We start from the raw sequence: 22,114 nt of genomic DNA, 5'->3' as shown, positions 1-22,114 counted from the left end.
TGGCAGCGTCTCAGATCAGCGCCGCCTCGTAAATCTCCGGCTTGAACCCGACGATCGTCCGGTCGCCAAGATCGAGCACCGGACGCTTGATCATTGCCGGCTGGGCCAGCATCAACGTGATGGCCCTGTCCGCATCAAGGCCCTGCCTGTCGGCATCGGGCAGGGCCCGGAAGGTGGTGCCGGCGCGGTTCAACACGACCTCCCAGCTATGCTCCGCGACCCAGCGCGCGAGCGCGTTGCGATCGATCCCGCTCGCCTTGTAGTCATGGAAGGCGAAGGCGACGCCCCTGGCATCGAGCCAGGCGCGCGCCTTCTTCATGGTGTCGCAATTCTTGATGCCGTAGAGAGTGATCATGTTGGCCCCGATCGTGCGGATTCGTCCGGCGCGGCCTCTCGAGCCTACCCGCCTGCAACCGCGCTTTCGCCCGTCATCGCTCCCCGGATCAAGGAGATTTCGCATGTCGACGGTCGAATTCGCGAGCGACACGGTGACAGTTGCCAAGCCGATCGGCCTGTCGCATCGGCGCTGGAAGGGCCACCCGCGCCCCGGCATCGATTTTCCCGACATCAACACGGTCTGCGAAGACGCGGTCCAAGTGAATCGCATCGTGGCAAATCTGCTCCCGGTCCTGCGAGAGGACACGCAGATCATCGCGGGGATCGATCTTGGCGGCGCCGCGCTCGCTGGCGCCCTGGCCGCCTCGCACGGGGCCGGGTTCGTGCATGTCCGCAAGGTCGGATCGCTGCGCACCGACATCATCCGCAGCGTCGTCGCGAACCATGAGATCGGGCATGGGCTGGCGCTTTCGAAAAACGTCCCCATCGCCGGTCGGCGGGTCGCGATCGTGGATGACTGTCTTCTGAGCGGCGCAACCGCCCTGGCCAGCATCCAACTGCTGCGAGAACTGGGCGCGCTGTGCGATCAGGCACTGTTTGCGTTCGAGATCGAGGGGCTTGGGGGCGCCCGCCTGTTGGCTCAGGCCGGCGTCGAGGTTCACGCGGTGGCGATCGTTCCGCCGCAGGAGCCCGCCAGCGGCTGAACCAGCCGGCGACATTTCAGCTGCATAGTTCACGCCAAGGGCTGTGCCCGCGAAGAGCCGCTTGATGGCGGTTTGGGCCACGATGACGTTTCCGGCCCGAGCGAAGTAACCGACTATCTGTCTGCTCGTCCTTCAAGCATATTGGCTCTCGCGTTGAGATCGTTGATGATCTCAACGGGGTTGCCTCTCGGAACGCGTCGATCAGGAGCTTGTCGATCTCTATGCCGCAAAACATCGAGGCAAGCCACGACCATGCCATCGCGGCGGCGTTCGCCATGCTCATGATCAGCTTGCGGCGGAAAGCTGATCATTGATGCCACCAGCCCTTCGGACCGACCGGGACTTCCGCGGCTATGGCGGCCAACCGCCCAATCTCCCCTGGCCGAACGGCGCGCGGCTGGCCCTCTCCATCGTCGTCAATGTCGAGGAAGGCGCGGAGCTGTCCATCGGCCAGGGCGATGAGCGCAACGAGAGCGTCTACGAGGTGGAGGAAGAGGTCACCGGCGTCGGGGATCTCTGCATGGAATCGCATTTCGAATACGGCCCGCGCGCCGGCTGGCCGCGCATCCGCGCCATCCTGAAGCGTTATGGCGTCAGCGCCACCGTGAACGCCAGCGGCCGCGCTGTCGCGCTCTCTCCCTGGCTGGCGCAGCAGGCTGTTGCCGACGGGCATGAAGTCGCAGCTCGCGGCTGGCGCTCCGAGCGTCATGCCGAGATGGGCGAAGCACAGGAGCGCGAGGCCATCGCGCTGGCGGTTGCAGCCATCACGGACGCCATCGGCACGCCACCCGTCGGCTGGCAGACCCGCTCGGCGACCTCGATCAACACCCGCCGACTCTTGAAAGAACACGGCGGCTTCCTGTATGATTCCAATGCTTACAACGATGATATTCCCTATATGGTCGAGGTTGGGAGTGAAGGGCATCTGGTGCTGCCATCCGCCTTCGACACCAACGACATGCGCTTTCAGCGCGGCGGCGGCTTCGTTTTCGGCGAGGATTTCGCGCGGTACTGCATCGATGCTTTCGACCGCCTCTATGACGAAGGTGCGGTGACGCCGCGCATGATGTCGGTGGTGGTGCATCCGCGCATCATCGGCAGGCCTGGACGCATCGTCGGACTGGAGCGCTTCCTGGCCCATGCGGCGTCGAGATCCGGCGTCTGGTTCGCGCGGCGTGATGCGATTGCGAGGCACTGGCTGAGCGCGCTCGGCAGGCGCTGATGCGTTGCCTCTTTGCGACCGTTCAGGGCGCGGTGCCGGTGCCCCACCGCAACGGCGAGGGCGGTGCAGGCTCATCGCCGGGTTTCACCAAACCCCAATGGCGGGCGGCTAGCCGTGTCGGTTGTCGGCAATCTCGCGGCCATGCGAAGATCGCGCGGGTCATGATCCCAGCCTTGCCGGAGAGCCCTGATGCGCCTGCTCCTGATCAACCCCAACACCGATGCCGGCACCACCGGCATGATGCGCGCCATCGCCCAGGCGGCGGCGGCCGCCGGCACGGTGATCGAAGCAATGAGCGCGCCTTACGGGGTGCGGCTCATCACCGATGAAGAGGCGCTGGCGCAGGCGGCCAAGGCCATGCAGGCGCTGACGGGCGCGATCACCACCGCCCTGCCCGATGGCGTCATCATCTCGGCCTTCGGCGATCCCGGGCTGGCGGCGCTGCGGCTGCGCCTCTCTTGCCCGGTCACCGGCATCGCCGAGGCCGGCATGGCGGAGGCCGGCTCGGGCCGGCGGCCCTTCGCGGTGGTGACGACCACGCCCGATCTCGTGACCTCGATCACGAAGCTCGCCCAGGCCTATGGCCATGGCGCGACCTTCCGGGGCGTCGCGCTGACGAAGGGGGACGTGCATGCGGTGATGGCCGATCATGCGACATTGGTGGAGGCGCTGGCCGAGGCCTGTGCGGAGGCCATCGAGACGATGGGCGCCCAGGCCCTGGTCATTGGCGGCGGACCGCTCGGCCAGGCGGCGCAATCGCTCAATCTGCGCTTTGCCATCCCGGTGATCGCGCCGATCCCCGCTGCGGTGCGGCTGGCGCAGCAGCGGGTTTTGCGCGGGCATTGAGCGGGCTTTTGGGCAGCTTTGAACGCTCGCTCACCCGGCGGCCACCCCGAAGCGGTGCCGGTAGTCGGCCGGCGACAGGCCGGTGACGCGCTGGAACAGCTTGCGGAAGGCTGCGGCATCGCCATAGCCGACCTCCCAGGCGATCTGCGCGACCGGGCGCCGACTCTGCTCCAGCGCCTCGCGCGCTTTCGTGATGCGAATCTGCTGGGCGTATTCGGTCGGGCGCAACGAGGTTGCCTTTCGGAAGCGGCGCAGGAAGGTGCGCTCCTCCAGCCCGGCCCTCTGCGCTAGCCCGGGCACGGCATGGTCTTTGGCACCAGTCGCCTGGAGCCAGTGCTGGACCTTGAGAATAGCGGCATCGCCATGGTCGAGGCGGGGCACGAAGCCGCCATAGGGAAGCTGCGAGCGCCCCGGCGGATCGACCAGGAGGAAGCGCGCCGTGGCCAGCATGATGCTGGGCCCCAGCAGCCGCTCGACCAGCGTCAGGCCGAGATCCGCCCAGGCGAGAATGCCGCCGGCCGTGATGATGTCGCCGTCGTCGATGACCATCCTGTCGGTCTCGACGCGTATCGCCGGAAAGCGCGCCGCCAGCGCCTCCGCGAAGGCCCAGTGGGTCGTGGCCGGGCGGCCTTCGAGCAGGCCCGTCTCACCCAGCACGAAGGCCCCGGCGCAAACCGAGCAGAGTGTCGTTCCTGCGGCATGTCGCTCCGACAGCCACGCGGCAAAACCATCCATCGGCTGCATCTTCGCGGGCATGATCAGGCTCGGCGGCGCGATCAGATGGCCCGGCGCATGCGGCGTGCCCGGATGACTGTCGTAGACGCAGACGATCTGCGCCTGTTTGCCGCTCTGCTGCCAGTGCGTCACACGGATGACCCGTGCGCCGGGCCCAGCACTGGCCTCGCTCATCTCGCCGGCGATGCGGAACAGGTCCGTCAGCCCATGGACGGCCGCGAGCTGGACGTCGGGATAGAGAACGATGCCGATCTCGGCAGCGATGGTCGTGTCTGTCGTCATCTTGTCAGTTTTGCCACGGTACATTGTCGGTTCTGCCAAGCGCCATCCTGCATGGCGAGCCCTATAACGTCCATATCGAAGGGCGACGCTCCTGCCGCCCTTGAGAGCCGAAGGAACGCGACGATGAGCACGATCACCACGAAGGACGGCACCGAGATCTTCTACAAGGACTGGGGTCCGAAGGACGCTCAGCCCATCGTGTTCCATCATGGTTGGCCGCTGAGTGCCGACGATTGGGACAACCAGATGCTCTATTTCCTCCACAAGGGCTTCCGGGTGATCGCGCATGACCGCCGCGGCCATGGCCGCTCGACGCAGACCGCGACCGGCAACGAGATGGACACCTATGCAGCCGACGTCGCCGAGCTCGCCGCCGCGCTCGACCTGAAGAACGCCATCCATATCGGCCATTCCACCGGCGGCGGCGAGGTCGCGCATTATGTCGCCCGCGCCGAGACCGGCCGCGTCGCCAAGGCCGTGCTGATCGGCGCCGTGCCGCCGGTCATGGTCAAGTCGGAGAGCAATCCCGGCGGTCTGCCGATCGAGGTCTTCGACGGCTTCCGTGAAGCGCTGGTCGCCAATCGCGCGCAGTTCTATGTCGATGTGCCCGCGGGCCCGTTCTACGGCTTCAACCGCGACGGCGCCAAGGTCTCGCAAGGTGTCATCGACAACTGGTGGCGGCAGGGCATGATGGGCGGCGCCAAGGCGCATTACGACTGCATCAAGGCCTTCTCGGAAACCGATTTCACCGAGGATCTGAAGGCGATCGATGTTCCCGTGCTGGTCATGCATGGCGAGGACGACCAGATCGTGCCGATCGCCGACTCGGCGCTGCTGGCGATCAAGCTGCTCAAGCACGGCACACTGAAGACCTATGCAGGCCTGCCGCACGGGATGTGCACCACCCATCCCGAGGTGGTGAACCCGGATCTGCTCGCCTTCATCCAGGCCTGATCGGCGACGACCGAGGCCATCGCGACGCCTCAGGGCGCCATGCCGTCGATCGGCGGCATGGCGCCCTGCGAATGCGGGGGGCGTTGGCTACTTCGCCCAGCGCAGGGCCAACGGATCGAGCGCGCGCGCCAGTTCGATCAGGCCTTCGCGGGTCTTGGGATGCAGCGGGGTCAACGGGTGCCGCACGGCCTCGCTCTTGATGACCCCGCCCTCCTTCATCACCGCCTTGGCCGAGCGCAACCCGCACTGGCGGTTCTCGTAATTGATGATCGGCAGCACCCTCGCATAGAGCGCCGCCGCCTGCTCGCGGTCGCCTTCGGCATGGGCGGTGAGGATCGGCTTGATCAGATCGGGGATCATCGCTGATGTCATCGTGCCGGTGGCGCCGGCGTCGAGATCGGCCATCAGGGTGATCGCCTCCTCGCCGTCGAAGGGCCCGGCGACCGCCTCGCCGCCGGCCTCGATCAGCGCGCGCAGCTTGTTGGCGGTGCCGGCGACCTCGATCTTGAAGTAGCGGACGAGCGGCACCTCCCTGGCGAGGCGGATCATGAAGGGCACGGTGAGCGTGACGCCCGAGAGCGGCGCGTCCTGCAGGATGATGGGGATGCCGCAGGCATCGGCGACCTGCTTGAAATGCTCGATCATGCCCTGCTCGTCGGCTTTCAGGAGGGCGCCGTGATAGGGCGGCATCATCATCAGCATCTTCGCGCCGGCGTCCGCTGCTGCCTTGGCACGGCTCGCGGCGATGCGCGTCGAGAAATGCGAGGTGGTGACAATCACCGGCACGCGGCCGGCGACCTGCTCCAGCGAAAGCCGCATCACCTGGTCGCGCTCATCATCGGTCAGCAGGAATTGTTCGGAGAAGTTGGCCAGGATGCAGATGCCGTCGACACCCTGATCGACCATCAGGTCCATGACCCGTCGGTTGCCGTCGAGATCGAGATCGCCATTGTCGTGAAAGATGGTCGGGGCGATCGGCAGGATGCCCTTATAGGGTTCGGTCATCGTTTCTGTCCCTGTTCTCTCTTCTTGTCGCGATTCTGTCGCGTGATCGCGGCGCAGCAGTCGTCGCCGCGCCGTCTGTCTTACCGAGGTGGCGTGCCCCCCGGCAGCCCCGTTGGCGCAAGCCCGAGCGGCAAAACTGCCGACGTCGCGCGCGCGAGCAAGGCTGACTGGCCGCACTGCCCGGTGGGTCGTCAGTCGCCCGGCTCGCGCTGCGCTCTTGCCGCGTCGAGCCGCGCGACTGTCTCGTCGAGGCTTTCGCGGACGCCGAGCAGGAAATCCTTGCCGAAGGCGATGATCGTGTCGGGCGGCTGGCCCTTGAAGGTGTAGACCGCGCTGACCTGATCGGGGTTGACGTAGACGGGCTTGCCGTCGGCGGGCGAGGTGAACTGGCAGAGCTTGGACATGGAACTCTCGCGATTCGCTGCAGTTGCGCAGCTATACGACGGGTGCCGCGATCCCGCGATCAGGGCTCGCGCCATTCGACGGTGATTGCGCTGGATCAGGGCGCGCGGCCAGACGGCGTGGTCCCTTCCGCCGGCAACCGCGAAGGACATCGTCATGAGCCAAGCCATGCAGAGCCAGACCCCGCCGAGCCCAGCGACGCTGAACCCGGAAGAGCTTTCGCTGATCCACCGCTACTGGAGCGCGGCGAATTACCTTTCGGTCGGCCAGATCTACCTGCTCGACAACCCGCTGCTGCGCGAGCCGCTAAAACCGGAGCACGTCAAGCCGCGCCTGCTCGGCCATTGGGGCACGACGCCGGGGCTGAACTTCATCTACGCGCATCTCAACCGGGTCATCGCGGCTCGCGACCTCGACATCCTCTATGTCTGCGGGCCGGGCCATGGCGGGCCGGGCATGGTCGCCAACACCTATCTCGAAGGCTCCTACACGGAGACCTATCCCGACATCACGCAGGACACCGAGGGGCTGCGCAAGCTGTTCCGGCAGTTTTCCTTTCCCGGCGGCATCCCCAGCCACGCCGCGCCGGAGACGCCGGGTTCGATCCATGAAGGCGGCGAACTCGGCTACGCTCTGGTGCATGCTTTCGGCGCTGCCTTCGACAATCCCGAACTGATCGTCGCCTGCGTCATCGGCGATGGCGAGGCCGAAACCGGGCCGCTCGCCGCCGCCTGGCATTCGAGCAAGTTCCTCGATCCGGTGCATGACGGCGCCGTGCTGCCGATCCTGCATCTGAACGGCTACAAGATCGCCAACCCGACGATCCTGGCCCGCATGCCCGCCGAGGAGTTGCGCAGCCTGCTCGTCGGCTACGGCTATGAGCCCTTCTTCGTCGAGGGCAGCGAGGCGGAGCCCATGCACCAGCAGATGGCCGGCACGCTGGACATCGTCTGCGACCGGATCCATGCGATCCAGGCGAACGCGCGAGCCGGAGAAGGCGCCAGGACACGCCCGCGCTGGCCGATGATCGTGCTGCGCAGCCCCAAGGGCTGGACCGGGCCCAAGACCGTCGACAACAAGAAGGTCGAGGGCTTCTGGCGCTCGCATCAGGTGCCGATCGCCAATGCGCGCGGCGATGCGGCCCACCTGGAGCTGCTCGAAGCGTGGATGGCCGGCTACCAGCCCGAGACGCTGTTTGAGCCCGATGGCCGGCTAAAGCCCGAATTGCGGGCGCTCGCTCCGTTGGGAACACGCCGGATGGGTGCCAATCCCCACGCCAATGGCGGGCTCTTGAAGCGCGAGCTGAACCTGCCGGATTATCGCAACTACGCGCTCGCGCTGCCCGGACCGGGCGCCGTCAAGGGCGAGGCGACGCGGGTGATGGGCGCCTTCCTGAAGGATGTCGTCGCGCTCAACGCAGACGCCCGCAATTTCCGCATCATGGGGCCCGATGAGACGGCGTCGAACCGCCTCGATGCCGTGTTCGACGTCACCGAACGCGTCTGGATGGAGGCGGTCCTGCCCGAGGATGTGCATCTGGCGCCCGAGGGGCGGGTGATGGAGGTGCTGAGCGAGCATCTCTGCCAGGGCTGGCTCGAGGGCTATCTGCTGACCGGTCGCCACGGCCTGTTTTCCTGCTACGAGGCCTTCATCCACATCGTCGATTCGATGGTGAACCAGCACGCCAAATGGCTGAAGGTCTCGCGCGAGATTCCCTGGCGCGTGCCGATCGCCTCGCTGAACTATCTCCTGACCTCGCATGTCTGGCAGCAGGACCATAACGGCTTCAGCCATCAGGATCCGGGCTTTCTCGACCTGATCGCCAACAAGAAGGCCGACACGGCCCGCATCTACCTGCCGCCGGACGCCAACACCCTGCTCTGGGTCACAGACCATTGCCTGCGGACCTATGACCGCATCAATGTCATCGTCGCCGGCAAGGCCCCGGCGGCGCAATGGCTGGGCATGGAGGATGCGGCGAGCCATGCCGAAGCCGGCATCGGCATCTGGCACTGGGCGGGCAGCGAGCGTCGCGGCGCACAGCCCGACATCGTCATGGCCTGTGCCGGCGACGTTCCCACGATCGAGACCCTGGCCGCCACCGCCCTGCTGCGCGAGGCGCTGCCGCAGCTTTCCATCCGCGTCGTCAACGTGATCGATTTGATGACGCTGCAGAGCCGCAAGCAGCATCCGCATGGGCTCAGCGATCCTGATTTCGATGCGCTGTTCACGCAGGACCGCCCGGTGATCTTTGCCTTCCATGGCTATCCGCAGCTGATTCACCGGCTGACCTACAGCCGCGCCAACCATGGCGGGCTTCATGTCCATGGCTACCAGGAGGAAGGCACCACCACGACGCCCTTCGACATGCTGGTGATGAACGGGCTCGACCGCTTCCATCTCGCCATTGCGGCGATCGACCGGCTGCCGGGGCTGGGGTCCGATGCGGCAGCGGCGCGCCAGCATTTCCACGACCGGCTGATCGCGCATGCGGCCTATATCCGCGAGCATGGCGAGGATATGCCCGAAATCCGGAATTGGCGCTGGCCCCAGGCCGGTGCGGCGGGCTGAGACGGGCGCAGGGTCGGGCATCGGGCCGGCACCCGCATCGCGGCGCCTTCTGGCGAGCCAGGCGCGCGCCCCGTCTTTGCCGATTTCAAAGCGCGTCGGTTTCATAGTATCGGGGCGGCATGGACCTTGCCGCGCTGCCCACGAGCCTCGTCGATCATGGCCCCCTGCTGCTGAGCGTCGGCCATGTCGCCACCGCCGGCGTCGTGACGATCCATGCCTTGATGCGCAAGCGCGACGTGCCCGCGGCGATTGGCTGGATCGGGCTGGCCTGGCTCTCGCCGATGTTCGGGCCGCTCTTGTATCTGGGCTTCGGCATCAATCGGGTGAAGCGCCGCGCCCGGCGCCTGCGCGGCACCGATGATGGCGGCCCGGCGGCGCCGGAGACGGTCGTGATCCCCGCCGGGCCGACCGGCAGCCTGCAACTGGCGGTGCGCCAGATCACCGGCTCCGATACGCAGCCCGGCAGCGTCAGCGCCGTGTTGGATTGCGGCGACGAGGCCTATCCGAAGATGCTGGCGGCGATCGAGGCGGCGACGACAAGCATCGCGCTCTCGACCTTCATCTTCCGCAACGACGAACTCGGTCAGCGCTTCATTGCGGCGTTGACGCGGGCGCATCGTCGCGGCGTCGCGGTACGGGTGCTGATCGACGGATTTGGCGGCGGCTTCCTGTTTTCGCGCGCCTATCACGCGCTGCGCCGCAACGGCGTGCCCGCGGCACGCTATCTGCATTCGCTGCTGCCCTGGAAAATGCCGCTCCTCGACCTGCGGCTGCACAAGAAGATCCTGCTGCTCGATGGTCACAGCGCTTTCATCGGCGGTCTCAACATCGGGGCGGAGAACATGCTGGCGACGCGCCCGGCCGATCCCGTCCGCGACGTCCATTTCCTCGTCGAAGGGCCGGTCGTGCTGCAGGTGATGAGCAGTTTCCAGGATGACTGGGCCTTCTCGACGGGCGAGATACTCGAGGGTCCGCTGTGGTTTCCCCCGATCGAGACCCGCAGGTCGGCACCGGCGCGGACGATCTCGTCGGGCCCCGACCAGAGCGTCGATCAACTGCTGATGGTCCTCTTGTCGGCCATCAACAGTGCCTCCTCGTCGCTGCGGATTGCCACGCCCTATTTCCTGCCCGACGAACAGGTCATTACCGCCCTGCAACTCGCCGCGCTGCGGGGCGTCGCGGTGGATATCGTCATCCCCGCGCGCAACAACCATCGGCTGATGGGCTGGGCGATGCAGGCCCATATACGGCCGCTGCTCAAGGCCGGCTGCCGAATCTGGCGCTCGCCCCGACCGTTCGATCATTCCAAGCTCGCAACCATGGACGATCACTGGTGCCTGATCGGCAGCGCCAACTGGGATGCCCGCTCCTTGCGCCTGAACTTCGAGATCACGATGGAGTTCTATGACGGCGACCTGGCCCAGCGCCTGTCACGCCTGATCGACAGCAAGCGCGGCGGTGCCGTGACGCTGGAGCAGATCGACGCGCGCTGGCCGATCGTGAAAATTCGTGATGCGGCGGCGCGGCTGCTGATGCCCTATCTGTGATGGCGATGAGCGAGGTCCCGTGAAGGTCGCATCCTACAACATCCACAAATGCCGCGGCACGGATCGCCGCGTCCGACCCGACCGGATTGTCTCGGTCCTCGCCGAGATCGGTGCCGACATGGTGGCGCTGCAGGAGGTCGATCGCCGCTTTGGACAGCGCACCGGGCTGCTCGACCCGGCCGCGATCTTGCGCGAGACCGGCCTGCATCTCCTGGTCCAGTCCGATGTCGTCGATGGTCATGGCTGGCACGGCAATGCGCTTTTGGTGCGCGGCGAGCCTTTGTCCTATCGCCGCTTCCGGCTGAAGCTGCCTGGCGTCGAGCCGCGCGGCGCGGTGGTCGCCGAACTCGATCTCGGCGAGGGCCGGTTTCGCGTGATCGCGGCGCATCTGGGCCTGCTGCGCCGCTCGCGCATCGACCAGGCCACGGCGCTGCTGCACGCCTTTCTCGAGTTGACGCCGATGCCGACGATCCTGCTCGGCGACTTCAACGAGTGGCGCCGCAGCCGCCGCTCGGCGCTCGATGTCCTCGTGCCGCATTTTTCCGACATGAAGCATCCGCCGAGCTTTCCCTCGCGCCGGCCGATGCTGCCGCTCGACCGCATCCTGGCCTGGCCGGAAGGATTGATTTCGGAACTCGCGATCCATGACAGCCCGCTGGCGCGCAAGGCCTCCGACCACCTGCCGCTGACGGCGCGCATCGATATCTCGCGCTGGCAGCAGGGAATCGAAACCGCCGCCTGACGGTCAGGCGAGAAGGTGCGCCGACCGGGTCGACTTCAGCCGGCCTGGCTGCGCACCGGTGTCACTGCGGCGCGGCCTGGCAGCGCCATCGTCGCGATGAAGCAGGCCGCCAGCATCAGCCCCGAACCGAGCAGGCAGGCTTGGATACCGCCCGCCTGGTAGAGCAGCCCCGACAGCAGCGTTCCCAGGAAACGGCCGAGCGCATTGGCGGCATAGTAGAAGCCGACATCCTCGGCCGACTTCTCCGACCCGGCATAGGCCAGGATCAGATAGGAGTGGACCGACGAGTTCACCGCGAAGGCGAAGCCGAACAGGCTCAGGCCCACGACGAGCACGAGATCGGGTCGCAAGCCCACCCCGCCGGCCAGCAGCGCTGCGATGGCGAAGGGGATGATGGCGAGCGCCAGCGACCAGAGCCGCGCGGCCGGGACTTCGCTCGACAGCCCGTCGGGGCTGCGGCGGATGAAGGCGGGCGCTGCTGCCTGGATCAGGCCGTAGCCGATCGTCCAGACCGCCAGGAAGGTGCCGACCAGCGTGAAGGTCCAGCCCGAGGCGTAGAGGAAGACCGGCACGCCGACGACGAACCAGACGTCGCGGGCGCCAAACAGCGCGACGCGGGCCAGAGCCAGCAGGTTGACGGCGCGATTCTTGGCGAAGAGTTCACGCGCCGATTTGCTCGCCTTGGCCTTGCCCATCTGGGCCGGCAGGAAAGTGAGCACGCCAAACAGGATCAGCGCCAGCATCGCCGCCATCGCCCAGAGCGCACCGCGGAAGCCCAGCGCTTCCAGCAACAATCCGCCGAGAAAGAAGCCGATGCCCTTCATCGCGTTCTTGGAGCCGGTGAACCAAGCGACCCAGCGAAACAGCCGGCCCTCGGCGTCTTCAATGCGGGCCGCGGCCTCGGCGACCTTGATCGCGGATTTCGAGGCCGTCTTGGTCAGATCCTTGGCGACGCCGCAGATGCCCTGCGCCATCACCACCCAGGCGACGGACGCGGCCGCCGTCCAGTCGGGCGACAGGCCCGAGAGCAGCAGGAAGCCGAGGATCTGCGTCACCAGCCCGATCGCGAGCATACGGGTGATGCCGTAGCGCACGGCAAGCCAGCCGCCGATCAGATTGGCGGCGATGCCGGCCGCCTCGTAGAGCAGGAACAGGAAGGCGAGCGTGAAGGGCGAGTAGCCCAGCCGGAAGAAATGCAGCAGAACGAGCATGCGCAAGGCGCCGTCGGTTAGGGTGAAGCCCCAATAGGCGGCAGTGACGATGGCGTAGTTGCGCGAGCCCTCGGTCAACGGCTCAGATCCCGATCTGTTCGAGATGGCAGGCGAGATCGACCATGCGGCAGGCATAGCCCATCTCATTGTCGTACCAGGCATAGACCTTGAGCATGGTGCCGTCGGTGACCAGCGTCGAGAGCCCGTCGACGATGGCGGAGCGCGTATCGCGCTGGTAGTCGATCGAGACCAGCGGCCTGGGCTCGAAGCCGAGGATGCCGGCCAGCGGCCCCTTGGCAGCCGCCTCGAACAACGCGTTGACCTCGGCGGCAGTCGTCGGCCGCTCGAGTTCAAAGACGCAGTCCGTCAGCGAGGCGTTGAGCACCGGCGCACGCACGGCATGGCCGTCGAGCTTGCCCTTGAGTTCGGGATAGATCAGCGCGATGGCGGTGGCGCTGCCCGTCGTCGTCGGCTGCAGCGAGAGCATCGCCGAGCGGGCGCGGCGCAAATCCTTGTGAGGCGCGTCGACGACCACATTGGTGTTGGTCGGATCATGGATGGTGGTGATCTGGCCGTGCCGGATGCGCAGATTCTCATGCACGACCTTCACCACCGGTGCGAGGCAGTTGGTCGTGCAGGAGGCAGCGGTGACGATCGGGTGCGTGGCGGGATCGTAGAGATGTTCGTTGATGCCGACGACGACGTTGAGGACCGAGGCGTCCTTCACCGGCGCGGCGACGATGACGCGCTTGGCGCCGCGCTTCAGATGGCCCTCCAGCGCAGCCGGCGTCAGGAATTTCCCGGTGCAATCGAGCACCACATCGACGCCGAGATCGCCCCAGGGGATGTCGCCCGGTGCGGCCTCAGCCGAGAACCCCAGCCGGCGCTCGCCGATCGTGATTGCATCCTCGCCTGGGCTTGCGATGCCGCCGCGCCAGCGGCCCTGCATGCTGTCGAATTCCAGCAGATGGGCGATTGCGGCCGCCCCGCCCTTGATCTCGTTGAGATGGACGATGTCGAGGCGGTTTCCGGCGCGCGGGTCGTCGCTCTGCCGCTCGGCCGCGCCCAGCGCCGCCCGCAGGGCCAGGCGCCCGATCCGCCCCATGCCATTGATTCCGACCCGCATGTTTCCAAGCTCCCTTCGCTGTCGCAGCATCGTCCATGCCCCGGATGACGACAATATGTCAACATGTCGGTTGACTCCGACATGATTGACGATCACATTATGTCGACCCTAACCGACATAACGAGATCAATCATGGAAACGTCCCCCCTCAAGGTTTTGTTCGTCTGCAAAGGCAATCACGCCCGCTCGATCATGGCGGAATCGATCATGCGTCGGCTGCCGGGCGACAAGTTCACAGTGTTCAGCGCCGGTTCGCAGCCACGGCCCGAGGTCAACCCCTTCGTGGTGCGGCTGCTCAAATCGCTGAATCATGATTTGACCGGGCTCGCGCCCAAGAGCTGGGACGAGTTCGCCAAGGCCGGCGCGCCGGATCTCGATTTCGTGTTCACGCTGTCCGAGACCGCCGCCAACGCGGTCGCGCCGGATTGGCCGGGCAATCCGACGACGGCGCTGTGGACCCTGCCCGATCCCGCCGCCTTTGAGGGCGACGACGTTCAGAAAGCGCTTGCCTTCGCCGACGCCTACCGCATGCTCAACAACCGCATCTCGATTTTCGCGAGCCTGCCGCTGGCGACGTTGCAGGGCATGGCGCTGCAGCACCGGCTCGACGCGATCGGCAAGGATATGGGGCGGACCGCTCCGCTGCAGAGGGACAACGCTGCGTGACAGCCAAACCAGCCGCTTCGCGGCTCGACTCTCCCGACGCCGTGGCCCTGCTCGGGGCCCTGGCGCAGCCGACGCGGCTGGAGATCTTCAAGCTGCTGATGCGTTATCGCCCGCATGGGCTTGCAGCCGGCGATATCGGCCGGCTGCTGGCGGTGGCGCACAATACGCTGTCGTCACATCTGGCCTCGCTCGAGCAGGTCGGATTGCTGGCTTCGCGGCGCGAAGGCCGCCACATCATCTTCGCCGCCCAGGCTTCGCGTGCCGATGCGCTTCTGGTCTTCCTGTCGGAGGCGTGCTGCACCGAAGCTCCGGCGGCCTGCGCCCCGCAGCGTTCGGTCGTTCCGGCACGCCGGGAATATGTCGCCAGCGACCGCCCCTTGCGGGTCCTGGTCGTCTGCACCGGCAATTCGGCGCGCTCGATCATGGCCGAGGCGGTTCTCAACCGGGAGGGCCTTGGCCGAATCGAGGCATTTTCGGCCGGCAGCCGCCCGCAGGAGGCACCGCATCCGCTGGCGCTGGGCCTGCTCGGCGAGTTGGGCTATGACGTCGGCGCGATGCGGTCGAAATCCTGGGACGAGTTCCTGGGCGCCGACGCGCCGGAACTCGACCTCGTCATCACCATCTGCGACGACGCGGCAGAGGCGACCTGCCCAAGCTTTCCGGGCGTGCCGATGCGAGTCCATTGGGGCCTCGACGACCCCGCCGCGACCGCGGGCCCGGACTCCGCCCGGCGGGCCGCTTTCGTGCAGAGCTACCGGGATCTGACCGCTCGCGTCAGCGCCTTCGTCAACCTGCCCTTCGAGCACATGCGGCTGCAGGACCTCCAGCCCGTGATGGCCGCGATCGGCCGGATGGATGGGGCGACCCAAAAATCGCTGGCCACTGCCGCCTGAGCGCCGAGGCGTCGTCGTCAAACGAAGACGATGGTTTGCTCGCTTTCATCAGGCCCGGCAGCCGCTTAGCTCTCGACACGGACAGGCGCGGCGACGGGATAGCGCGACAGCAGGAACAGCGCGACCGCCGCCGCCCCCGACAGCGCGATCAGCAGCAGCGTGCTCGGCAACAGGCCGGCGCGCTCGACCATGACGGCGAAGGCCACCGGCGCCGCAGCCCTGATGGCCAACCCTGGCGCCGAGAGCTTGCCGAGCATCGCGCCATAGCCGGCCGGCCCGAACAGCCGCAGCGGCACGGTGCCGCGCACGATCGAGCTCAGCCCCATGCTGATGCCATAGGCGATGGCAAACAGCCCCGCCAGCGTGGCCGTGGTGCCGCTGACGAGCAGCAGCGCGAAGCCGATCGGCATCAGCGTTGCGGAGACCCAGGCCGTCGTCGTCGGCTCTAGGCTGGTGCCGAACAGCATCTCGACCAGCCGTCCGGCGACCTGCGAGGGGCCGACCATCGCGCCGATGCCGACAGCCAGCGCGGCGCTGAGGCCCAGCCCCTGCAGCATGGTCAGCATATGCACCGCCATCGCCGAGACGACGAAGCCCTGCAGCGAGAAGGCGAGCGCGAGCAACAGGAAGGCGCGCGTGCGCGCCGTTCCGACGAGATAGGTTTCCGGCGCCGCATCCGGCAGCGCGGACGGCCCTTTGGCGACGGGCTTGAGAGCGCCCCCGGCGGGCAGAAGGGCCAGGTGCAGGGGCAGGCACAGCGCCAGATAGCCGAGCGCGTAGATCTGGTAGATCGCCCGCCAGTCATATTGCGTCAGCAGGGCCGTCGTCAGCGGCCAGAACAGGGTCGAGGCGAAGCCGCCGATCAGGGTCAGCTTGCTGATCGCCCGACGCGCGCCTGATCCGTGAGCCTGGGTCAGCGCCGTGAAGGCGGCGTCGTAGAGCACCAGCGTCGAGACGATCTCGAGCGCGATCATCGCGGCATAAAAGCTCACCGGCTCGCGCGCCTGCGACAGGGCGTAGAGCGAGGCGGCCGAAAGGACCGTGCCCAGGCTCATCATCGCCCGCGTGCCGTATCGATCGATCAGACGGCCCGAAAACGGCGCGGCAATGCCACCCGCGAGCAAGCCGGCGGCGAAGGCACCATAAGTCCATTCGGGCGCCCAGCCGAAGCTCCGGGTCATTTCGGGGGCAAGCACCGCGAAGGCATAATAGAGCGTGCCATAGCCGGCCACCTGGGTGGCGCCGAGCGCGCCGATGAGGCCCAGACCACCGCGCGCGGCGGGCTGGCGAAGCGGGGTGGGCAGGGTCGTCATCAGGCGGTCGCAAGCTCCATCGCTCCAGAGGAGCCTCATCATCGGTCTCAGGCAGCGTCCGGCTGTGCCGGCTGGCAGCGTTCATCGACACAGCATTCGGCGACGAGGAACCCGACCAGCGCGTTCATGACCTCGTAATTCGCCCGGCAGATCAGCGTCCGGCTCTGACGCTCCTGTGTCACCAGCCCGGCCATGATCAGTGCCTTGAGATGGAAGGACAGGGTCGACTGCGCGGTCGCAAGCCGCTGCTGGCACTCGCCGACCGACAGACCGGCGGGGCCAGCCCGCACCAGCAGGCGATAGAGCGCGAGCCTCGTCGGGTTACCGAGGGATTCCAATCTGGCGGCAGCGTCGATCATCTCCATGCCGGCATGGATGTCGCAGGCCCGCCGTGCTGTCAATCGATAAATCCAGATGTGTCGATTGGTGTGGAGTCCGACTGAGCTCGTCCGTGGTTTTCCTCAAGCCAGCACGGCCTGATCGCTCAGATGGACCAATTTTCCCGCCGCGATCACCGCTATGACGCGCGGCTGCTCCTTGTCCTCGACCAGCACGAGATCGGCGCGCTTGCCGGGCGCGATCACGCCGCGATCATCCAGACCGAATGCCTTCGCCGGCGCAGCCGAGACCAGCGACCAGGCCTGCGCGAAGCTGGCCGCGCCGTTTCGAGCGAGGAGGAAGGGCGCCAGCAGCAGCGCCGGATAATAGTAATCGGAGGCAAGGATGGTGCAGAGGCCGGCGCGGACCATCGCCTCGGCCGAGGGGCAGCCCGTATGCGAGCCGCCGCGCACGACATTGGGCGCGCCGAAGACGATCGCCTCGCCTTCGGCTGCGGCCTCGCGCGCGGTCGCCTCGTCGATCGGGAACTCGGCCACCGTCACGCCGAGGCCGCGATACCAGCGCCGCATCTCCGGCGTCATGTCGTCATGGGAGAGCATCGGCACGTTGTGAGCGCGCGCCGCCGCCGCCAGCCGCGTCAGCGAGGCGGCGACCTCGTCCTTGCGGGCATAGACGCGTTCGACCAGCGCGGCGAAGGCCTCTGCGGTCAGCCCCGAGCGCTCGACCATCTTGCCGACCTTGTCGGGGCGGTGCCGCGTCTTCAGCGTGCCCTCGGTGTGGTCGTTGAAGGCAAGGAGCCCGACCTTGCCCGTCGCGAGCCAGGCCAGGATTTCGGTCTCTGCATTGAGGTTGAAGGTCTCGTGGCGCAGATGGAAGCGCGTGTCGGCGCCGAATTCGGGGGCCAGCGCATCGATGCGCGCGAACAGATGGCGCGCATTCTCGGCGCTCCGCAGGCCCGGCTCCCAGGACCAGGTCACGCCATGGAAGGCCGTGGTGATGCCATTGGCGAGCAATGCGCGATCGGTATCGCGGAGCGCCAGATCGATGTCGAAGGCGACCTTGGGGCGCGGCATGATGTGCCGCTCGAAAGCGTCGCCATGGCAGTCGACGATCCCCGGCAGCACCAGCAGGCCCGTCGCATCAAGGCGCAGCGTGCCCGACGGCGCGGGCGCATCGAGCGCTGCGATCGAGGCCCCGTCGGTCAGGACATCGACGCGCGTGAGTTCGTCGAGCAGGGCCGTTCCGCCGGTGATGTAAATCGCCATCTCGCCGTCTCCTGGCCTGCGGCCGCCCGCCGGGGACCGGCCCATGACGCGCGTCGGTGACGGAAGGATGACAACGAGCGTCATCAAACCGAAGCCGGTCCGTCACGGCTGCGTCATCGCCCGGGCTTACCGCCGCCATCCAACCAAAGGAGAAACGCGATGCTGAAGAAGCTTGCCTGCGCGCTCGTCACCGCCGCCTCGCTCATATCCGCCCCTGCCGTCCAGGCGCAGGACGCGGTCCGCTTCGCCGTCACCGACATCGATGGGGCGGAATCGCTGCAGCGCGAATTCGGGCCCTTCAAGGCGGCACTGGAGAAGCTGACCGACGTCAAGGTCCAGTTCTTCGCCGTCTCCGGCCGCACCGCCGCCGTCGAGGCCATGGCCGCCGGCCAGGTCGATTTCGTCCTGACCGGGCCAGCCGAATATGTGGTGTTCAAGGCACGCACCCAGGCCGTGCCGGTGGTCGGCTGGCAGCGTCCCGATTATTTCAGCCAGGTCGCGGTCCTGGCGACCGGGCCGGTGAAGAGCGTCGCCGATCTCAAGGGCAAGACGATCTCCTTCGGCGAGATCGGCTCGACCTCGCAGCATCTGGGCCCGGCGCAGGCGCTGGCCGATGCCGGCCTGAAATACAATGTCGACTACAAGCCGATCTTCGTGAAGCGCAATGTCGCCGTCGAGGCGATGAAGCGCGGCGACATCGCCGCCATCGGCCTCAACCTGACCCATCTCCAGCGCATCCGCGAGAGCGACACCAAGACCGGCTTCTTCGTCGTGGCGCGCGGGCGCGATCTGCCCAATGACGTGATGATCGCCAGCCCGAAGGTGAAGCCCGAGATCGTCGCCAAGATCCGCAAGGCCTTCCTCGACCATGGCACCGATCTGATGAAGGCGGTCGTCACCGGCACCGACGACAACCGCAAATTCGCCGGCGGCGTCTTCCTGCCCGAGGTCAAGGACTCCGATTACGACTATGTCCGGGCGATCTACGCCACGATCGGCATCACCGAATTCAGCAAGTTCATCGAGTGATACCGACCGGTTCCGACACCACCGCGACGACGGGGGAACCCTCCCCCGTCGTCGCCATCTCCGGGGTGAGCAAGAGCTTCGGCCCGCGCCGCATCCTGCACGGCCTCGACCTCGCGGTGCCGGCCGGGGAATCGCTCGCCCTGATCGGCGCGAACGGAACCGGCAAATCGACGCTGCTGCGCATGATCGTGCGGCTCGCCGAGGCCGATGCCGGCCAGATCCGCGTGCTCGGCGAGACGGTCGGCGGGTTGCGCGGCATCGCGCTGAAGCGCTTCCGGGCCCGGGTCGGCGTCGTCTTCCAGAAGCACAACCTCGTCGCGCGGCTGAGCGCGCTGTCCAATGTGGTGCATGGCGTCCAATCGCGGCAATCGGGTCCGCGCGCCTGGGCGCAATCGCTTGCCACCGCCGAAGTCCGTGAGGAGGCCATGGCCTGCCTCGATGCCGTCGGGCTTGCCGACAAGGCTATGCAGCGCGCCGATTCCCTGTCGGGCGGCCAGTCCCAGCGTGTCGCGATCGCACGGATGCTGATGCAGCGCCCGGAACTCGTGCTGGCCGACGAGCCCGATGCCAGCCTCGATCCGCGCGCCGGGCGCGAGGTGATGGAGCTTCTGTTCCGGCTGACCCGCGACAAGGGGCTGAGCCTGATCTTCGTCTCGCACCATATGGCGCATGCGCTGCGCTTCTCCGACCGGATCGTCGGTCTGGGTCGCAGCGAAAGCGGCGGCGGCATCGCGCTCGACCGCCGGGCCCTGCATTGCAACGAGGCCGAACTCGCCGCCTTCTTCGAGGCGCCTGACGAGCCGAGCGACAACATCGAGCCGGCTACCAGGCCGCTGGCGGTGCTGACATGAGCCTGTCCGCCTCACCCCGCCTGGCTGCCACGACCGACCGCTTCGCCCGCCCCAGCGCCACGACCTTCATCGGTACGTTCCTGGCGCTAGCGCTGGTGATCTGGTCGTTCAGCGGCTCCGAACTGTCCGCCGAGAAACTAATCCGGGGCGTGCCCTATATGGGCAACATCCTGGGACGGATGTTCCCGCCGGATCTGTCTCGGCTCGATTCGATCCTGTGGTCGCTGGCCACCACCTTCCAGATGGCGGTGTCGGGCTGCGTTCTCGGGCTGATCCTGAGCTTCCCGCTCGCGGTGCTGGCCGCCGAGGGGCTCTCGCCCCACCCGATCGTGCGGACGCTGGCGCGGGGCCTGATCGCGTTCTTCCGCACGGTGCCGGACCTGATCTGGGCGCTATTCTTCGTCATCGCGGTCGGCCTGGGGCCGGCAGCCGGCGTGCTGGCGTTGATGATCGACACGATCGGCTATGCCGGGCGCTTTTTCGCCGAGGCGATGGAGGAGACCGACAAGGGCCCGCGCGAGGCGCTATCGACCATCGGCGCGAGCAAGACGGGGCTGATCTTCTCGGCCGTGGTGCCCAACGCCATGCCCTCCTTCATCGCGACCTCGCTGTTTTGCGTGGAGAAGGCGACGCGGGCCTCGGTCGTTCTCGGCCTGGTCGGTGCCGGCGGCATCGGTGTCGAGCTCAAGGTCGCCTTCGACCTGTTCGACTACGACACGGCGCTGACGATCATCCTGGCGGTGTTTGCGCTGGTGGTGGCGGTCGAGCAGATCGGCGGCTCGCTGCGGCGCCGCATCATCTAGCGCCGATGGCGGCAGGCGCGACCAGCCTGTCGCCCATCGAGCCGTCAAGCCGCCGTCGGGGAGATCGCAAGAGGAGGCTCGTCATGGCCGTCACGATCTATCATAACCCCGCCTGCGGAACCTCGCGCAACGTGCTCGCGATGATCCGTCAATCCGGCGAGGAACCCAGCGTGATCGAATATCTCAAGACCCCGCCGAGCCGCGAGACTCTGATCGGCCTGCTGGCGGCGATGCAGCTGCCGCCGCGTGCTCTGCTGCGCGAGAAGGGCACGCCCTATGCACAGCTCGGTCTCAGCGATGAAAGCCTGCCCGACGACGCGCTACTCGATGCGATGATGGCACATCCGATCCTGATCAACCGTCCCATCGTGGTCACCGACAGGGGCGTCGGTCTCTGCCGCCCCTCGGAGACGGTCCTCGATCTGCTCGACCATCCGGTCGCGCGTTTCGTGAAGGAGGATGGCGAGGTCGTCGGCGCGGCGAGAAAGACGCCATGACCAACGCGTCTCCCGACGGCCGCGACCTGCCCAACCTCACGCCGACGCAGCTCGCACCAATCGACGTCGCGGCGCTTGGCGGCCCTGATGCCCCCGCTCACAAGCCGCGCATTCTCGTGCTCTACGGCTCGATCCGGGAGCGCTCCTATTCGCGTCTGGCTTCCGAGGAGGCCGGCCGCCTGTTGCGCTTTCTCGGCTGCGAGGTCCGCACATTCGATCCGCGCGACCTGCCGCTGCCCGATGGCGCCGAGCCCGATCACCCCAAGGTCGCGGAGCTGCGCGATCTCGCCGACTGGGCCGAGGGCATGGTCTGGGTCAGCCCCGAACGCCATGGCGCGATGACCGCGATCATGAAGGCGCAGATCGACTGGATTCCCCTGAGCCTCGGCGCCAAACGTCCGACGCAAGGCAAGACGCTGGCGTTGATCCAGGTCAGCGGCGGCTCGCAAAGCTTCAATGCGGTCAACCAGATGCGCATTCTCGGGCGCTGGATGCGGATGATCACGATTCCAAACCAGTCCTCGGTGCCGAAGGCTTTTCTCGAATTCGACGAGGCCGGCCGGATGAAGCCCTCCCCGCTCTATGACCGCATCGTCGATGTCTGCGAGGAGTTGGTGAAGTTCACGCATCTGACGCGGGGGCGCTCCGGCTATCTGACAGACCGCTACTCGGAGCGGATGGAAAGCGCCGACGCACTGATGGCCCGCGTCAACCAAAGCGCGATCTGACCCGCAGGCTGGCCATTCCGGCAGCGACAGCCTATCCCCCCGCCATT

At 67.0% G+C, this 22,114-nt stretch carries 23 protein-coding genes; 14 read left to right on the top strand and 9 right to left on the bottom strand.

The window, feature by feature from the left end; all coding sequences use genetic code 11:
- Positions 1 to 10: 10 nt before the first annotated feature.
- Complete coding sequence (locus tag IP69_RS02725) at positions 11 to 355, bottom strand: ArsC family reductase (protein ID WP_054141254.1); 345 nt, start codon at positions 353 to 355, stop codon at positions 11 to 13.
- Between IP69_RS02725 and IP69_RS02720 the strand changes: the two genes are divergently transcribed.
- From IP69_RS02720 to IP69_RS02710, 3 genes are all read left to right on the top strand, one after another.
- Positions 354 to 1,040, top strand: coding sequence for a phosphoribosyltransferase family protein (locus tag IP69_RS02720; RefSeq protein WP_156323256.1), 687 nt, complete (start codon positions 354 to 356; stop codon positions 1,038 to 1,040). The genes IP69_RS02725 and IP69_RS02720 overlap by 2 nt on opposite strands.
- 313 nt (positions 1,041 to 1,353) lie before the next feature.
- The gene (locus IP69_RS02715; RefSeq protein WP_054141252.1) at positions 1,354 to 2,262 is read left to right on the top strand and encodes a polysaccharide deacetylase family protein; all 909 of its coding nucleotides are present in this window, start codon (positions 1,354 to 1,356) and stop codon (positions 2,260 to 2,262) included.
- Between the two features lie 189 nt (positions 2,263 to 2,451).
- Entirely contained in the window at positions 2,452 to 3,108 is a 657-nt protein-coding gene (locus IP69_RS02710; protein ID WP_054141251.1) for an aspartate/glutamate racemase family protein, read from the top strand.
- Positions 3,109 to 3,138: 30 nt separating this feature from the next.
- Here IP69_RS02710 and IP69_RS02705 read toward each other — a convergent pair whose 3' ends face one another.
- A complete protein-coding gene (locus IP69_RS02705) occupies positions 3,139 to 4,125 on the bottom strand; it encodes a GlxA family transcriptional regulator (RefSeq protein ID WP_054141422.1) in 987 nt (328 codons plus the stop codon).
- 123 nt (positions 4,126 to 4,248) lie between these two features.
- On the opposite strand from IP69_RS02705, the gene IP69_RS02700 reads away from it, so the two are divergent.
- Complete coding sequence (locus IP69_RS02700) at positions 4,249 to 5,079, top strand: alpha/beta hydrolase (RefSeq protein ID WP_054141250.1); 831 nt, start codon at positions 4,249 to 4,251, stop codon at positions 5,077 to 5,079.
- An 87-nt stretch (positions 5,080 to 5,166) separates the two neighbouring features.
- Here the strand turns inward: IP69_RS02700 and IP69_RS02695 are convergent, their stop codons facing one another.
- Together IP69_RS02695 and IP69_RS02690 are read right to left on the bottom strand one after the other, a co-directional pair.
- Positions 5,167 to 6,084: a dihydrodipicolinate synthase family protein gene (locus IP69_RS02695; protein WP_054141249.1), complete on the bottom strand. Its 918-nt coding sequence runs from the start codon at positions 6,082 to 6,084 to the stop codon at positions 5,167 to 5,169.
- Positions 6,085 to 6,275: 191 nt separating this feature from the next.
- Complete coding sequence (locus IP69_RS02690; RefSeq protein WP_054141248.1) at positions 6,276 to 6,488, bottom strand: hypothetical protein; 213 nt, start codon at positions 6,486 to 6,488, stop codon at positions 6,276 to 6,278.
- A 154-nt stretch (positions 6,489 to 6,642) separates the two neighbouring features.
- Here IP69_RS02690 and IP69_RS02685 point away from each other — a divergent pair, with 154 nt between their 5' ends.
- The 3 genes from IP69_RS02685 to IP69_RS02675 all read left to right on the top strand — a co-directional run bounded on the left by IP69_RS02685 (position 6,643) and on the right by IP69_RS02675 (position 11,346).
- Complete coding sequence (locus IP69_RS02685) at positions 6,643 to 9,057, top strand: phosphoketolase family protein (protein WP_054141421.1); 2,415 nt, start codon at positions 6,643 to 6,645, stop codon at positions 9,055 to 9,057.
- A gap of 119 nt (positions 9,058 to 9,176) precedes the next feature.
- A complete protein-coding gene (locus tag IP69_RS02680; protein ID WP_054141247.1) occupies positions 9,177 to 10,604 on the top strand; it encodes a phospholipase D-like domain-containing protein in 1,428 nt (475 codons plus the stop codon).
- A 19-nt stretch (positions 10,605 to 10,623) separates the two neighbouring features.
- Positions 10,624 to 11,346, top strand: coding sequence for an endonuclease/exonuclease/phosphatase family protein (locus IP69_RS02675; protein ID WP_082358841.1), 723 nt, complete (start codon positions 10,624 to 10,626; stop codon positions 11,344 to 11,346).
- Between the two features lie 35 nt (positions 11,347 to 11,381).
- Here IP69_RS02675 and arsJ read toward each other — a convergent pair whose 3' ends face one another.
- The gene (arsJ, locus tag IP69_RS02670; protein ID WP_248306675.1) at positions 11,382 to 12,635 is read right to left on the bottom strand and encodes an organoarsenical effux MFS transporter ArsJ; all 1,254 of its coding nucleotides are present in this window, start codon (positions 12,633 to 12,635) and stop codon (positions 11,382 to 11,384) included.
- 4 nt (positions 12,636 to 12,639) lie between these two features.
- Entirely contained in the window at positions 12,640 to 13,683 is a 1,044-nt protein-coding gene (locus tag IP69_RS02665) for an ArsJ-associated glyceraldehyde-3-phosphate dehydrogenase (RefSeq protein WP_054141245.1), read from the bottom strand.
- 132 nt (positions 13,684 to 13,815) lie between these two features.
- On the opposite strand from IP69_RS02665, the gene IP69_RS02660 reads away from it, so the two are divergent.
- The gene (locus tag IP69_RS02660; RefSeq protein WP_054141244.1) at positions 13,816 to 14,349 is read left to right on the top strand and encodes an arsenate reductase ArsC; all 534 of its coding nucleotides are present in this window, start codon (positions 13,816 to 13,818) and stop codon (positions 14,347 to 14,349) included.
- Complete coding sequence (locus IP69_RS02655) at positions 14,346 to 15,242, top strand: helix-turn-helix domain-containing protein (RefSeq protein WP_054141243.1); 897 nt, start codon at positions 14,346 to 14,348, stop codon at positions 15,240 to 15,242. Before IP69_RS02660 ends, IP69_RS02655 begins: the two co-directional genes overlap by 4 nt.
- A 65-nt stretch (positions 15,243 to 15,307) precedes the next feature.
- On the opposite strand, the gene IP69_RS02650 is transcribed toward IP69_RS02655, so the two are convergent.
- The 3 genes from IP69_RS02650 to IP69_RS02640 form a co-directional block, all read right to left on the bottom strand.
- The gene (locus IP69_RS02650; RefSeq protein WP_054141242.1) at positions 15,308 to 16,555 is read right to left on the bottom strand and encodes an MFS transporter; all 1,248 of its coding nucleotides are present in this window, start codon (positions 16,553 to 16,555) and stop codon (positions 15,308 to 15,310) included.
- 47 nt (positions 16,556 to 16,602) lie between these two features.
- Positions 16,603 to 16,920 carry a metalloregulator ArsR/SmtB family transcription factor gene (locus IP69_RS02645; RefSeq protein ID WP_054141241.1) on the bottom strand — a complete coding sequence of 106 codons (318 nt, stop codon included), beginning with the start codon at positions 16,918 to 16,920 and terminating at the stop codon, positions 16,603 to 16,605.
- A gap of 96 nt (positions 16,921 to 17,016) precedes the next feature.
- A complete protein-coding gene (locus IP69_RS02640; protein ID WP_054141419.1) occupies positions 17,017 to 18,159 on the bottom strand; it encodes an alpha-D-ribose 1-methylphosphonate 5-triphosphate diphosphatase in 1,143 nt (380 codons plus the stop codon).
- Between the two features lie 159 nt (positions 18,160 to 18,318).
- On the opposite strand from IP69_RS02640, the gene IP69_RS02635 reads away from it, so the two are divergent.
- The 5 genes from IP69_RS02635 to arsH all read left to right on the top strand — a co-directional run bounded on the left by IP69_RS02635 (position 18,319) and on the right by arsH (position 22,067).
- Complete coding sequence (locus tag IP69_RS02635) at positions 18,319 to 19,188, top strand: PhnD/SsuA/transferrin family substrate-binding protein (protein ID WP_054141240.1); 870 nt, start codon at positions 18,319 to 18,321, stop codon at positions 19,186 to 19,188.
- A complete protein-coding gene (locus tag IP69_RS02630) occupies positions 19,185 to 20,039 on the top strand; it encodes an ATP-binding cassette domain-containing protein (protein WP_054141239.1) in 855 nt (284 codons plus the stop codon). Before IP69_RS02635 ends, IP69_RS02630 begins: the two co-directional genes overlap by 4 nt.
- Entirely contained in the window at positions 20,036 to 20,842 is an 807-nt protein-coding gene (gene phnE, locus IP69_RS02625) for a phosphonate ABC transporter, permease protein PhnE (protein ID WP_054141238.1), read from the top strand. Before IP69_RS02630 ends, phnE begins: the two co-directional genes overlap by 4 nt.
- A gap of 83 nt (positions 20,843 to 20,925) precedes the next feature.
- Positions 20,926 to 21,339, top strand: a complete 414-nt coding sequence (gene arsC, locus IP69_RS02620; protein ID WP_054141237.1) for an arsenate reductase (glutaredoxin) — start codon at positions 20,926 to 20,928, stop codon at positions 21,337 to 21,339.
- Complete coding sequence (gene arsH / locus IP69_RS02615) at positions 21,336 to 22,067, top strand: arsenical resistance protein ArsH (protein ID WP_054141236.1); 732 nt, start codon at positions 21,336 to 21,338, stop codon at positions 22,065 to 22,067. The genes arsC and arsH overlap by 4 nt, the downstream gene beginning before the upstream one ends.
- Positions 22,068 to 22,114: the final 47 nt, after the last annotated feature.

The sequence above is a fragment of the Allobosea sp. AAP35 genome (assembly GCF_001295925.1).
In the GTDB taxonomy this organism is placed as follows: Bacteria; Pseudomonadota; Alphaproteobacteria; order Rhizobiales; family Beijerinckiaceae; genus Allobosea.
This window is presented reverse-complemented; position numbering and strand designations above follow the sequence as displayed.

Coding starts and splice junctions, on each gene's coding strand:
- IP69_RS02720 (WP_156323256.1), top strand. CDS start 354: ATGTTGGCCCCGATCGTGCGGATTCGTCCGGCGCGGCCTCTCGAGCCT.
- IP69_RS02725 (WP_054141254.1), bottom strand. CDS start 355: ATGATCACTCTCTACGGCATCAAGAATTGCGACACCATGAAGAAGGCG.
- IP69_RS02715 (WP_054141252.1), top strand. CDS start 1,354: ATGCCACCAGCCCTTCGGACCGACCGGGACTTCCGCGGCTATGGCGGC.
- IP69_RS02710 (WP_054141251.1), top strand. CDS start 2,452: ATGCGCCTGCTCCTGATCAACCCCAACACCGATGCCGGCACCACCGGC.
- IP69_RS02705 (WP_054141422.1), bottom strand. CDS start 4,125: ATGACGACAGACACGACCATCGCTGCCGAGATCGGCATCGTTCTCTAT.
- IP69_RS02700 (WP_054141250.1), top strand. CDS start 4,249: ATGAGCACGATCACCACGAAGGACGGCACCGAGATCTTCTACAAGGAC.
- IP69_RS02695 (WP_054141249.1), bottom strand. CDS start 6,084: ATGACCGAACCCTATAAGGGCATCCTGCCGATCGCCCCGACCATCTTT.
- IP69_RS02690 (WP_054141248.1), bottom strand. CDS start 6,488: ATGTCCAAGCTCTGCCAGTTCACCTCGCCCGCCGACGGCAAGCCCGTC.
- IP69_RS02685 (WP_054141421.1), top strand. CDS start 6,643: ATGAGCCAAGCCATGCAGAGCCAGACCCCGCCGAGCCCAGCGACGCTG.
- IP69_RS02680 (WP_054141247.1), top strand. CDS start 9,177: ATGGACCTTGCCGCGCTGCCCACGAGCCTCGTCGATCATGGCCCCCTG.
- IP69_RS02665 (WP_054141245.1), bottom strand. CDS start 13,683: ATGCGGGTCGGAATCAATGGCATGGGGCGGATCGGGCGCCTGGCCCTG.
- IP69_RS02660 (WP_054141244.1), top strand. CDS start 13,816: ATGGAAACGTCCCCCCTCAAGGTTTTGTTCGTCTGCAAAGGCAATCAC.
- IP69_RS02650 (WP_054141242.1), bottom strand. CDS start 16,555: ATGACGACCCTGCCCACCCCGCTTCGCCAGCCCGCCGCGCGCGGTGGT.
- IP69_RS02645 (WP_054141241.1), bottom strand. CDS start 16,920: ATGGAGATGATCGACGCTGCCGCCAGATTGGAATCCCTCGGTAACCCG.
- IP69_RS02640 (WP_054141419.1), bottom strand. CDS start 18,159: ATGGCGATTTACATCACCGGCGGAACGGCCCTGCTCGACGAACTCACG.
- IP69_RS02635 (WP_054141240.1), top strand. CDS start 18,319: ATGCTGAAGAAGCTTGCCTGCGCGCTCGTCACCGCCGCCTCGCTCATA.
- phnE (WP_054141238.1), top strand. CDS start 20,036: ATGAGCCTGTCCGCCTCACCCCGCCTGGCTGCCACGACCGACCGCTTC.
- arsC (WP_054141237.1), top strand. CDS start 20,926: ATGGCCGTCACGATCTATCATAACCCCGCCTGCGGAACCTCGCGCAAC.
- arsH (WP_054141236.1), top strand. CDS start 21,336: ATGACCAACGCGTCTCCCGACGGCCGCGACCTGCCCAACCTCACGCCG.